The organism is Campylobacter sp. CNRCH_2016_0050h (genome assembly GCF_025772605.1).
Classification (GTDB): domain Bacteria; phylum Campylobacterota; class Campylobacteria; order Campylobacterales; family Campylobacteraceae; genus Campylobacter_D; species Campylobacter_D lari_D.
This window is the reverse complement of sequence record NZ_JAKMSK010000001.1, coordinates 87426-99126: the sequence shown is the minus strand read 5'-3', so window position 1 is coordinate 99126 and position 11701 is coordinate 87426. Positions and strand designations below refer to the sequence as shown.

12 protein-coding genes are annotated in these 11701 nt (G+C 27.3%); 10 read left to right on the top strand and 2 right to left on the bottom strand.

Features of this window, described 5'->3' with window-relative positions; genetic code table 11:
* From uppS to truA, 4 genes are read left to right on the top strand one after another with little or no spacing between them, the layout of a single operon-like run.
* Nucleotides 1-669: a polyprenyl diphosphate synthase gene (gene uppS, locus L8X28_RS00495; RefSeq protein WP_263660975.1), complete on the top strand. Its 669-nt coding sequence runs from the start codon at nucleotides 1-3 to the stop codon at nucleotides 667-669.
* Nucleotides 666-1415 (top strand): prepilin peptidase, encoded by a 750-nt coding sequence (locus L8X28_RS00490; protein ID WP_263665212.1) that lies wholly within the window; start codon nucleotides 666-668, stop codon nucleotides 1413-1415. Before uppS ends, L8X28_RS00490 begins: the two co-directional genes overlap by 4 nt.
* A complete protein-coding gene (locus L8X28_RS00485) occupies nucleotides 1412-2437 on the top strand; it encodes an LptF/LptG family permease (protein WP_263665211.1) in 1026 nt (341 codons plus the stop codon). The genes L8X28_RS00490 and L8X28_RS00485 overlap by 4 nt, the downstream gene beginning before the upstream one ends.
* Entirely contained in the window at nucleotides 2437-3171 is a 735-nt protein-coding gene (gene truA / locus L8X28_RS00480) for a tRNA pseudouridine(38-40) synthase TruA (protein WP_133318766.1), read from the top strand. Before L8X28_RS00485 ends, truA begins: the two co-directional genes overlap by 1 nt.
* On the opposite strand, the gene L8X28_RS00475 is transcribed toward truA, so the two are convergent.
* Together L8X28_RS00475 and L8X28_RS00470 are read right to left on the bottom strand one after the other, a co-directional pair.
* On the bottom strand, nucleotides 3125-4003 hold the full coding sequence (locus L8X28_RS00475) for an EamA family transporter (RefSeq protein WP_263660096.1): 879 nt from the start codon (nucleotides 4001-4003) through the stop codon (nucleotides 3125-3127). The two genes, truA and L8X28_RS00475, sit on opposite strands and share 47 nt — an antisense overlap.
* Nucleotide 4004: 1 nt before the next feature.
* Nucleotides 4005-4457, bottom strand: coding sequence for a methylated-DNA--[protein]-cysteine S-methyltransferase (locus L8X28_RS00470; RefSeq protein WP_133318768.1), 453 nt, complete (start codon nucleotides 4455-4457; stop codon nucleotides 4005-4007).
* Between the two features lie 108 nt (nucleotides 4458-4565).
* Here L8X28_RS00470 and L8X28_RS00465 point away from each other — a divergent pair, with 108 nt between their 5' ends.
* The 6 genes from L8X28_RS00465 to L8X28_RS00440 all read left to right on the top strand — a co-directional run bounded on the left by L8X28_RS00465 (nucleotide 4566) and on the right by L8X28_RS00440 (nucleotide 11637).
* Nucleotides 4566-5813: an ankyrin repeat domain-containing protein gene (locus L8X28_RS00465; protein WP_133318769.1), complete on the top strand. Its 1248-nt coding sequence runs from the start codon at nucleotides 4566-4568 to the stop codon at nucleotides 5811-5813.
* Nucleotides 5810-6556 (top strand): SDR family NAD(P)-dependent oxidoreductase, encoded by a 747-nt coding sequence (locus L8X28_RS00460; RefSeq protein ID WP_133318770.1) that lies wholly within the window; start codon nucleotides 5810-5812, stop codon nucleotides 6554-6556. The genes L8X28_RS00465 and L8X28_RS00460 overlap by 4 nt, the downstream gene beginning before the upstream one ends.
* 16 nt (nucleotides 6557-6572) lie before the next feature.
* Nucleotides 6573-8285: a Na+/H+ antiporter NhaC family protein gene (locus L8X28_RS00455; protein WP_263665210.1), complete on the top strand. Its 1713-nt coding sequence runs from the start codon at nucleotides 6573-6575 to the stop codon at nucleotides 8283-8285.
* A complete protein-coding gene (gene trmA, locus L8X28_RS00450; protein WP_263665209.1) occupies nucleotides 8286-9323 on the top strand; it encodes a tRNA (uridine(54)-C5)-methyltransferase TrmA in 1038 nt (345 codons plus the stop codon).
* 789 nt (nucleotides 9324-10112) lie between these two features.
* A complete protein-coding gene (locus tag L8X28_RS00445; protein ID WP_263660970.1) occupies nucleotides 10113-10451 on the top strand; it encodes a MarR family winged helix-turn-helix transcriptional regulator in 339 nt (112 codons plus the stop codon).
* 13 nt (nucleotides 10452-10464) lie between these two features.
* Nucleotides 10465-11637, top strand: a complete 1173-nt coding sequence (locus tag L8X28_RS00440) for an MFS transporter (RefSeq protein WP_263665208.1) — start codon at nucleotides 10465-10467, stop codon at nucleotides 11635-11637.
* Nucleotides 11638-11701: the final 64 nt, after the last annotated feature.

The following is an 11701-nucleotide window of genomic DNA, read 5'->3' as shown; positions in this document are numbered from 1 at the left end:
ATGAATGAGTTAAAGCATCTTGCTGTAGTAATGGATGGCAATAGAAGATGGGCTAGAAAAAATGGACTTTTAGAAAAAATTGGCTATAGTCAAGGTGCTAAGGTTGTTGAAAAAATTATAGAAGTATGTATAGATGAAAAAATTCAAAATCTAACCCTTTATGCTTTTAGTACAGAAAATTGGCAAAGACCAAAAGAAGAAGTGGAGTTTCTTTTTAAGCTGTTAAATAAATATCTTGATGAATCTTTAAATAAATTTATAGCTAATGAAGTGCGTTTTAAAGCCATAGGAAATTTAAGTCTTTTAGATGAATTAACCTTAAAAAAAATACAAAATTTTCAAGAACAAACTAAAAATTACACAAAATTATGCGTAAATTTAGCTATTTCTTACGGAGGCAAGGATGAAATAGTTAGAGCGGTTAAAAAGGTGATTGAAAAAAATCTTGAAATTAATGAAGCAAATATACAAGCAAATCTTGACTTAAGTGAAGATGTGGATTTGTTTTTAAGGGTAGGGAGCGCTAAAAGAATTTCAAATTTTTTATTATGGCAATCAAGTTATGCAGAAATTTATTTTAGTCAAACCTTATTTCCTGCACTTACTAAAAAAGAAATCACAAATATCATTACTGAGTTTAAAAAACGCAAAAGAACCTTTGGTAAATGATATTTTTATTTTTATTACTAGGGCTTTGTGTGGGTTCTTTTGTCAATGTTTTGATTTTAAGAACGATTAATAAAGAAAGCATAATAAGCCCAAGATCAAAATGCCCTAAGTGTTTTAAAACTTTGAAATTTTATCATCTTTTTCCTTTGTTATCTTTTGTATTTTTAAAAGGCAAATGTGCCTTTTGTAAAGAAAGAATTTCTTTGATTTATCCTTTTAATGAATTTATTTGTGCGTGTTTGTTTGTCTTTGCTTTTTATCTAATTGAAGATGTTTTTCAAATTTTAATTTTTGCTTGTATGATAGCTGTATTATTAGCACTTTCTTGGATGGATTATTATCTAAAAGCAGTGAGTGAGCTTTGGCTTTGGATTTTATTTATTTTAGCTTTTTGTTTTGATTTTTTGCAAAATGGTTTAAATTTAGAGGATTTTCAAGATAGCTTTTTATTTAGAGTGTGTTTTGGAGCGGGGTTAATTTTTATACTAAAGAGTGTGATTAATTTTATTAAAAATTTTAAAAAAAGAGATGAAATTTTAGAAAGTTTAGGGGAAGGTGATGTTATAATAATAGCTTTGATTTTTGGAATTTTTGGCTATGAAAAAGGCTTTTTGATTTTATTTATTGCAAGTTTTTTAAGTCTTTTGATGTTTATAAAAATAGCCAAGAAAGATTATCAAATGCCTATGATTCCTTTTTTATTTTGTGGAATTTTGATTAATCTAAGTATAGAAAGTATATTATGAAACTAGTTTATAAGTATTTGCTTAATCAGTTTTTAAGTACAATGTTATCTTTATTTTTTACTTTATTTATTATTGTTTCGATTATTTTTTTTATACAACTTGCTAAAATTACTGCTTATATTGAAATTACTTTTTTTGAATTAATCAAATTATATATTTTTCTTTTACCAAAGATATTAATTTTTACTCTACCCATATCTTTTTTCATAGCTTTGACTTTGGCCTTTTATAGGCTTTCTAGGGAAAATGAAAGCACAGTGTTATTTGCTTTGAGTATAGCTCCAAGCATGATAGCAAGTTTTTTTGCAAAAATTGCAGCTTTGGTAAGTGCTTTTATGCTTGTGGTGGTTTTGGTTTTTATACCTATATCTTTTGAACTTTTTGATAATTTTGTAGATTATAAAAAAATTAGTGCTAAAGTAAGTATAAAAACAGGGGAATTTGGACAAAGATATGGAGAATGGCTTGTTTTTATCGATGCCAAAAATTCTGATGAAACTTATAAAAATATCATAATGTATCATCCAAAGAAAAACCCACAAGATAAAGAACAAGTGATTTTAGCCAAAGAAGGAAAGTTAGAAACAAATGATGGTGTTATTACTTTTAAACTAGACGAAGGAAAAGCTTATGAGATTAAAGAAGAAGATTGGCATATTTCTAGTTTTAAAAATTTATTAATTAAAAGCAAACTTTCTTCTAAAGAATTAAATACTCAAAGTTTTTATGGGTATTGGTCTGATGTAGCAAGCAATAAAGAAAAAGCAAAAGAATTTGTTATTTATATTCTTATAGCTTTATTTCCTTTAGCTAGCGTGCTTTTTGCACTCTCTTTTGGTATAGTAACTTATCGTTATGAAAAAGGTTTTGCTTATTTTGGAATTTTTGTGATTATTTTTGCTTATTTTACGCTTTTGATTAGTTTTTATAACCCTCCTTTTGTAGCTATTGCTGTGATTTTTTCAAGCTTTTTAATTACTTCTTTGTTTTATTTTAAAGCAAAAATTGCAAGTAAGTATTAATGCTTTTAAAATTAACTTTTTCTTATGATGGTTCTAAATTTCAAGGTTCAGCCACCCAGCCACATAAGCTTAGTGTTCAAGATACCTTAGCGCAGGCCTTGTCGCATTTGGGCATTTATGAAAAGCCTTTATTTGCTTCAAGAACTGATAAAGGTGTACATGCATTTAATGCAGTCGCTTGCGTAAAAGCGGGAGAACATTTTAAAGATTTTGTATATTTAAAAAATAAAATCAATCATTTTGCACACCCATTTATACATATAAAGCATATCCAAAGAATGCAAGAAAATTTCCAAGTGCGTTTTGATGTGCAAAAAAGAGCATATCGCTATATTATAAGTCATGGAAAATATAATCCCTTTTTAGCCTCATATGTGTATTTTTATCCAAAAATAAATATTAAATTAGCCAAGGAAATTGCTTTTTTATTTGAAGGAGAGCATAATTTTAAACTCTTTCAAAAAGAAGGCTCTGATAATAAAACAAGTATAAGAAAAATGTATAAAACTAGAGTTTATGCTTATAAAAATTACACTGTGTTTTATTTTGAAGCAAATGGTTTTTTAAGATCTCAAATTAGAATGATGATGGCAAGTATTTTAAAAGTATTAGAAGGAAAAATGAGCAAAAATGAGCTTTTAGATCAAATCAATGCCAAAAAAGCTCATTGTAGATTTTTAGCTCCTGCTAGTGGTTTGTATTTGAGTAAGATTTCTTATTATAATAATGCATGATTTTTTTATGTATAAAAAATGAAAAAAGAATGATCAAGGTCCCTATGCAAAAAGGTAGTAGCTCTACATCTACTCCAAAAATACTCATATTGATAAAAATACTTATAGGTATAATGGCATTATTCATCAAAGCTAAAACCCCGCTATCTACTTCAGTAGAGCCTTTGTTCCATAAAAAATATCCAAATCCTGAAGCAATAGTCCCAAGATAAATCAAAGCTATCCAAGAACTTAAATTGGATGGTAAATTATTATAATCTCCAAAAAATAAAAAAGCAGGTAAGGTTATACTGGTTGCGCCTAAATAAAAATAAGCGAAAGCTTCTTTTTGATTTAAGTTTGTATTTTTTTCTAATAAAATTTTATAAAAACTTTGTCCAGCGCCAAATACTAAATTAGCTCCTTGAATAAGTAAAAAACCATATAAAAAATTAGAGTTAATATTATCAAATTTAACTACAAAAGCACCTACAATACATATAAAAATACTTATAAAATATAAATATCTAAGATTTTTTGAAAAAAGCCCATAAAAAAGTACAACATAAAAAGGTGTAAAAATCGTAAAAAGTGCCACTTCGCTTACACTTAAATATAAAAAAGAATGATAATAAAATAAATTCATCACACCAAGTTGTAAAGCTCCAATGCTTATGAGTTTTAGTTTTAAATGCAAATTCAGCTTAAAATTTAAAAAAGGTAAAAATACTAATAAAGACAAAAAAACTTTTGCAAATGCAGCAAAAAAACTATCCATTTCTAAGGTTATAAAATGCCCAATTAATGGAAAAGAAAAAGCCCAAATAAAACTTGCTAGTAATAAACTTGGCATTTTAAAGCACACCTTCTAATTTAAGTAAAGCTTCTTTGATAAATAAACCACCATTGTATCCGCCTAAGTGATTTTTAGCTACCACTCTATGACAAGGTATAAAAATTGCAAGTTTGTTTTTAGAATTTGCATTACCTACCGCTCTAAAAGCTTTTGGATGATTGACAAAAGAAGCAATTTCTTGATAAGTTTTAGTTTGTCCATAGGGAATTTTAATTAAAGCTTTATATACTTTTTGCTCAAATTCGCTCCCCTGAAGAGCTAGGGGTGTATTAAAGAAAAAAAGTTTTTTATTAAAATAAAGGTCTAGCTCTTCTAAGGCTTGTTCTAAAATAGTGTGTTTATCTTTGCTAAAATTGGGCTTATATGTTATAAAATCAACATTGATAAGTTTATTTTCATTACTCTGCAAAAGAATATAAGCAAAACTAGCTTTGTAAAAACTTTGATACATTTTTTCCTCATTTTAAAATAATCATTGTATGAATTTTAAATTAATTAATTGTTATTAAAGCAAAAATTTAGTTAAAATAGTGATTTAATTTATATCAAAGGAAAATATTTGAGGATTTTATTATTTAGTTTGATTATAAGTTTAAATGCATTAGCTTTAGATTACACTTGCGGGTATGTCAAAGAAAATAAGATGGATTTTTTTAAAGAGTTTAAACCACAAGTTTCTCAAGATTTTGCTCAAGTAGATTTAAATTGCGATTTTTCTTTAAAAAATAATCAAATTACAAAAAGATTATATGAGCTTGCTAATGAAATTAGAGGAAGTAATAGTGCCTGTATGGGAGGGGAATATTTTAGCGATTTGAGAAAATTTGATTTTAAATTATTAGAAATTGCGCTTGATCCGCAAGTTTATCAAAAAACTTTACAAGATCCTATAATACTTGAAGAAAAATTTGCAAAATTAAAAGCTTATTTTAGATTTTGGGCTTATCAAAGTATAGGAAATTTTAAGCTCTTTAAGGAATTTTGGAAAGAGTATAATAATGCGATTAATCCTTTAACAAAATATTTTCAAAACGAATTTAATCTAGATAAAGCAAGTGCTATTTACTTTGCTAGTAATGCTTTGAATGAATTTTTAAATTGGGCAGTTGGTGAGACTAAAATCTTTAAAGATATTTCGGACTTTGAAAAATTTGTGGCTAATAAAAACAACTCTTTAGAACAAATAAAAGAATATATTTATTCTAAAAAAATTAGCAATTTAGAATTAAATAATGGTTTTAAATCTGCTTTGTTAAACAATAGAGAAAGTCAAATTATAAGTGAGTTTATAAAATTAGGTGTAAAAATAAATGAAGGTTATGAGTCTGCTTTGTTTTTTGCATTAGATAGTGCAGATAATGTCAAGCTTTTATTAGAAAATGGAGCTATTATTGATTATAGAAATTCTTTTGGAAAAACACCTTTGTTTTATGCAGTTGAATACAACAATTATAAGGTTGCAAAAGTTTTATTAGAAAATGGAGCTAATGTAAATCAAAAATACATTAACGATAATGAAAAACTTTCTATTGCTAGTATGGGAAGTAATACGCCATATTTCATTACTTTATGTGCACTTGAGCATACTTCTAAAAATATTTTTATGCATGGAGCAAACTATGCAGATGTAAAAATGCTTAAGTTACTTATAGATTACAAAGCAAATTATAAAGAAATTGATGATTTGGGATTTAACGCTCTTGATTTTGCCATAATTGCAAAAAAAGAACAAAATATTAAATATCTAAAAAAACTTGGTTTAAAGGAAAATGAGAATTTGATGCTATATGAAGAGACACAACCATGAAAACTGCTTTAATAACTGGAGTAAGTTCAGGTTTTGGACTAGAGAGTTTAAAAGCTTTAATAGAACTTGATTATAAAGTTATAGCTATAGCAAGACGCAAAGATAGATTAGAAAAACTACAAGAGCTTTATGGGGATAAAATTTATCCCATAGAACTTGATGTCAGAGATAAACAAGCAGTTTTTGCATCAATTGAAAATTTACCTCAAGATTTTGGCAATATTTCTTTGCTTATTAACAACGCAGGTCTTGCTTTAGGTTTAAATGAATTTGATTCTTTGGATATTGAAGATATTGAAGCCATGGTAGATACTAATATCAAAGGCTTTTTATATGTAGCAAGAGCTGCTTTACCTTTACTTAGAAAAGCAAAAAATGCCCACATAATTAATCTTGGCTCAATTGCAGCTAATGTGCCTTATTATGGAGGTAATGTTTATTGTGGAACCAAGGCTTTTGTGGCACAATTTTCCAAAGCTTTAAGAACGGATTTGCGTGGAAGTAATATAAAAGTAACAAATATCGCTCCAGGGCTTTGTAAAACTGAATTTAGTGAAGTGAGATTTAAAGGTGATATTAAAAAAGCTGATGAGGTTTATGAAAATACTAAATATATCAAAGCTGAAGATATAGCAAAAATTATTACTTTTATCGTTAGCTTACCTGAGCATATTAATATTAACGAAATAGAGCTTATGCCTGTGACTCAAACATGGGCAGGAACTTTTAGCGAAAAAATATAAAAACTTAAGGATAATTATGAAAATTTTTTATTTATTATTAGCTCCTTTGTTGTTATTTGCTGATGCACAAGCAAATGCAGAACTTTTTGGAGCTTGGACGCTTTTACCACCGGTGATAGCTATTATTTTAGCTTTTGTTACTAAAGATGTAGTACTTTCGTTATTTATTGGTGCATTAAGTGGTACTTTTATGTTAGGACTTATTGAAAATAGTATTTACCATGCTATCATTGCTTCTTTTACAGGCTTTATTTCCAAAGTGGTAAATGCCATGGCAAGTCCGGGTAATGCAGGAATTTTATTGCAAGTTTTAACTATAGGTGGTGTTGTAGCTCTTATTACCAAAACAGGGGGGACAAAAGCAGTAGCTCTTTGGCTTTCTACTAAAGCTAAACAAGCAAAAAGCTCACAATTTGCTACTTGGTGTATGGGAATTTTTATTTTCTTTGATGATTATGCCAATTCATTAATCGTAGGTCCTATCATGCGTCCGGTAACAGATAAATTTAGAGTAAGCCGTGAAAAGCTTGCTTTTATAATGGATGCAACTGCAGCACCAATTACCGGTCTTGCTATCATTTCTACTTGGATAGGACTTGAAATTTCTTTAATTCGCAGTGGATATGATCTAATTGATAATGCAACTTTTGCACATTTAGGTGTAGTAAAAGAAGAAATTAACGCTTTTGAAATCTTTGTACAAACCTTACCTTATAGATTTTATAATCTTTTTATGTTGATTTTTGTTGTTTTGACTATTTATACAGGTAGGGAATTTGGACCTATGTTAAAAGCTGAACTTAGAGCTAGAGCAGGTAAATTTTCTCATGGTCATGAACAAATTGATAATATAGAAGATAAGGTCTTAGAGCCAAAAGAGCATGTAAAATTGCAAGCTTCTAATGCTATTATACCTTTGGCTGTTTTGATTGTGTTTTCATTTATAGGTTTTTATTTTAGTGGTTATAATGCCTTAGATGATGTGAGTGTTAAAGCACAAATTGATGCAGCACCGTTTAGTTTATTTGCTTTTAGAGAGACTTTTGGCGCAGCTGATGCTTCAGTTGTATTGTTTCAAGCAGCACTTTTAGCTACTATAGTAGCTATTATTTTGGGAATGTATAGAAAAATATTTACTTTAAAAGAAGCTATTGCGGTTTGGACTCATGGCTGGAGAACTATGATTATGACTGTGATTATTTTACTTTGTGCGTGGTCATTAGCTTCTGTGATTAAAGATTTGGGAACTTCTAAATATTTAATTGACTTATTTTCAGATAAAACACCTCTTTATTTGCTTCCTACAGCAATTTTTATTTTTGCTTCTATTATTTCTTTTTCAACGGGAACTAGTTATGGAACTATGGGTATTTTAATGCCTTTGGCTATTCCTTTAGCTATGGCTGTTGGGGTTCATAATGAATTAAGCGGAGTAGAGTTGCACCAATATATGATTATTAATATTTCAGGGGTTTTAACAGGAGCTATTTTTGGAGATCATTGCTCGCCAATTTCCGATACAACTATACTTTCGTCTATGGGAAGTAAGTGTGATCTTTTAGCTCATGTTAGTACACAAATGCCTTATGCTTTGAGTGTTTGTGCTATTAGTATACTTTGTGGTTATTTACCGGTAGCATTAGGACTTAATGTATGGCTAGGACTTGTTTTTGGAATCTTAGCTATGATAGTTTTACTTTTTGTGGTTGGCAAAAAGGTAGATGCGTAAATGCATTTTGAAGAAAAAATTGCTTTAAACAAAGCATTGTTTTCTTCTTTATATGATGGAGAAATTCAGTGCTTTAAATCGCCTTTAAAAGCTTATAGAACTAGGGCGGAATTTTCTATATATCATCATGAAAATGGGGAAATTTCTTATGCAATGTTTGAAAATAAGAAAAAAATTCCTATTGAAAAATTTGATATAGCAGATGAAGAAATTCAAAAATATATGCCTATTTTATTAAATAATCTAAATGAAAATTTAAAACAAAAGCTTTTTGGAGTAGAGTTTTTAGCTACAAAATTAGATTTAAGTATAACTTTACTTTTCCATAAAAATATAGAGCTAATTGCACAAGATTTACAAGAATTAGCAGAAAAATTAAACCTTAAGCTCATAGCAAGAAGCAGGGGTAAAAAACTTGTATTTAATGGAGAAAATTTAAGACAAATTTTAAACATCAATACAAATGAATTTTTATATGAGTTTAATAATGATTGTTTTATCCAGCCCAATACTTTTATTAATGAAAAGATGATCGAATGGGTTGTATCTTGTGTAGAGAGTGATTTTAAGCAAGATTTATTAGAGCTTTATTGTGGTTATGGAAATTTTACCATAGCTTTAGCAAGAAATTTTAAAAAAGTTTTAGCAACTGAAATTTCTAAGAAAAATATTGAGTTTGCTTTAAAAAATTGCGTTTTAAATTCTATTGAAAATATAACTTTTACAAGGCTTTCTAGTGAAGAGTTAAGTCAAGCATTGAAAAAAGAAAGGGAATTTAATCGCTTAAAAGACATAGATTTAGATGGTTTTAAAATATCTCATGTCTTAGTTGATCCTCCAAGAGCAGGACTTGATTTAAGCGTGATTAAACTTATTAAAAATTATGAAAATATCATTTATATATCGTGCAATCCTATCACTTTAAAAGAAAACCTTGAGAAATTATGCAAAACTCATAAAATATCCAAATTTGCATTTTTTGATCAATTTGCAAACACAAATCATCTTGAATGTGGTGTTTATTTGAAAATCAAATAACAATATAAAACATTAATTTTGCACATATTACAATAATTATAGTAAAAATAAATACAATAGGATGAATATATGCATGAAAAGGATTTTGTTTTTTTAAGATTATTTTATAAAAAAGAGAAAATAGTATTAATATAAAAATACAAAAAGCAAAGAATATTTTGCAAATAAATATCCAATTTAATGAATTTAAGTGAAAATGAGCTAAATATAAACCGCTAAGAAATAAAATCAATACAATAGGTGGCATTATTTTAATTGTATTTTTTATATCCAAATTTAATTTTCTTAATAAGAATACATCGGTAAATAAAAATCCTATAAAAAATATAGCACAAAATAAATGTATTATTAGTATATAAGGATAAATATCGATCATGATTACAACCTTTATTGCGATAATTTTTAATATTTTACAATACTCAGTGGTAAAATTTATTGACTTATGTTAAATTATATTAAGCATTATAAAATAATAATGCAAGTTTTATTAGTATAAATAAAGTCTCTAATGTCATAGTTTAATCTAAGCTAAATTGAGTTTGTCAATACTACAAATATTTGTAAATTTAAAATATTATAACAAAGTTACAAGCTTTAATTTTTTTGATATTTTTTATCTTAAATGCAGAATGTATTTAAGGAAAAAACTTATATAAGTTAGAATTTATGTAATCTTTGTTACTATTAAAATAGTTGATTTAATCAATTAATTTTTACAAAGGATTTCTCATATTTTTTCAAAAAATTACTTATACAAATAGAAAAATACTCTATAAGGTCAATGAAATTTTGAAGCCATTTGGATTGAAATCAAGTGATTGGAGAGTTTTTGTTTATTTAAGCCATCATCAAAATAGCACTTTAGCTCCAATATGTGAATTTTATCAAATGGATAAAGCTATACTTTCTAGAGTTGTTTCTAAACTAACAAAACTTGAATATATAGAGTTTTTAAAAGCTGATGATAAAAGAGAAAAGATCATTACTTTAAGTGCCAAGGGTAAAGAAATTTTTTTTGATGCAAATGTTTGTATAAGAAAATATGAAAAAGAAATCTTAGATATATTAGATGAACAAGATCAAGAAGTGCTTTTAAAATTACTTGATTATATCAATGAAAAAATTTAAGAAAGGTTTTTTCATGGGTCTTAGTAAGAAATATAATTTATTTAATGTAAATTTTTTCTGTATTTTTGGGATAAATTTTGTTATTTGTCTTGTTTTTTATATGAGTACTATTTCTAGTACAGATTATGTTTTGGGTGTTTTAAATCTTCAAACTAGCACCGCAGGACTTATAATGGGTGCTTTTGTTATAGGTGCTTTGCTTTCTAGACTTTATTTTGGTTCTATTATTGATGGTATTAATATAAAAAAAGTGATTATATTTTCACTTTTATTTTATCTTTTTATTAATTTAATGTATTTGAAATTTTATAATGTGTATTTTTTGGTATTGATACGCTTTTTAGCTGGAGTTTGCTATGGAATTTGTTCTTGTGCTTGTGGGGCAGCTATTGCTAGAATAATACCTAGTAATAAAAGAGGAATTGGTATAGGGTATTATGCTACGAGTGTTGTTTTAACTTCAGCTTTAGGACCTTTTTTGGCCATAAAACTTGACTCTATCAACTTATTTCAGCTAAGCTTTTTAATTGCAAGTGTGAGTATTATCTTTGCATTGGTTTTATCAATTTTTTTGAAAGTAAGAAGATTTAAAAAACATTATCATGTAAAAAGAAAATTTAGTATTTATAATTATTTTGAAAAATCAGTTTTAAATTTAGCTTTGATTACTTTTTTGATCGCATGTCCTTTTGGAGCTATTATAGCTTATATGAGTGCTTATACTCAAAGTTTAAATTTAAGCTTTGCTGGATCTATGTTTTTTGTAATATATGCTGGATTTTCTATAGTTTTTAGACCTCTTGCTGGAAAGGTATTTGATAAACATGGAGCTAATATTGTAATAATTTTTTCATTATTTAGTTTTATATTGTGTTTACTTTTACTTGCGTTTGCAAAAAATTTTTATATGATTATTATCGCCGGTATATTTTGTGCACTAGGTTATGCAAATGCTACTTCAAGTGCACAAGCTTTGGCTATCAAACTAGCTCCTAAAGAAAAAATGGGGTTAGCTAATTCTACTTTTTTTCTATCTTTGGATTTTGGCATAGGAGTTAGTCCTTATCTGTTGGGTATTGTTGAACCAAGTATAGGTTTTGCTAATGTCTATGCACTTTGCGCTGTACTTGTTTTGTTTGCTCTTGTTTTATATTATTTATTAATAGTTAAAAAAACTTTTTGTTAATTTTATTTTAGATACAATGCTTTTTTTAAAATAAGGAAAAAGCATTGTGTGATACTCATAAAAT

Excerpts from the sequence above, each read along its gene's own strand:
- L8X28_RS00490 (WP_263665212.1), top strand. The coding sequence starts at position 666 with ATGATATTTTTATTTTTATTACTAGGGCTTTGTGTGGGTTCTTTTGTC.
- L8X28_RS00440 (WP_263665208.1), top strand. The coding sequence starts at position 10,465 with ATGGGTCTTAGTAAGAAATATAATTTATTTAATGTAAATTTTTTCTGT.
- L8X28_RS00485 (WP_263665211.1), top strand. The coding sequence starts at position 1,412 with ATGAAACTAGTTTATAAGTATTTGCTTAATCAGTTTTTAAGTACAATG.
- L8X28_RS00455 (WP_263665210.1), top strand. The coding sequence starts at position 6,573 with ATGAAAATTTTTTATTTATTATTAGCTCCTTTGTTGTTATTTGCTGAT.
- L8X28_RS00460 (WP_133318770.1), top strand. The coding sequence starts at position 5,810 with ATGAAAACTGCTTTAATAACTGGAGTAAGTTCAGGTTTTGGACTAGAG.
- uppS (WP_263660975.1), top strand. The coding sequence starts at position 1 with ATGAATGAGTTAAAGCATCTTGCTGTAGTAATGGATGGCAATAGAAGA.
- trmA (WP_263665209.1), top strand. The coding sequence starts at position 8,286 with ATGCATTTTGAAGAAAAAATTGCTTTAAACAAAGCATTGTTTTCTTCT.
- truA (WP_133318766.1), top strand. The coding sequence starts at position 2,437 with ATGCTTTTAAAATTAACTTTTTCTTATGATGGTTCTAAATTTCAAGGT.
- L8X28_RS00470 (WP_133318768.1), bottom strand. The coding sequence starts at position 4,457 with ATGTATCAAAGTTTTTACAAAGCTAGTTTTGCTTATATTCTTTTGCAG.
- L8X28_RS00475 (WP_263660096.1), bottom strand. The coding sequence starts at position 4,003 with ATGCCAAGTTTATTACTAGCAAGTTTTATTTGGGCTTTTTCTTTTCCA.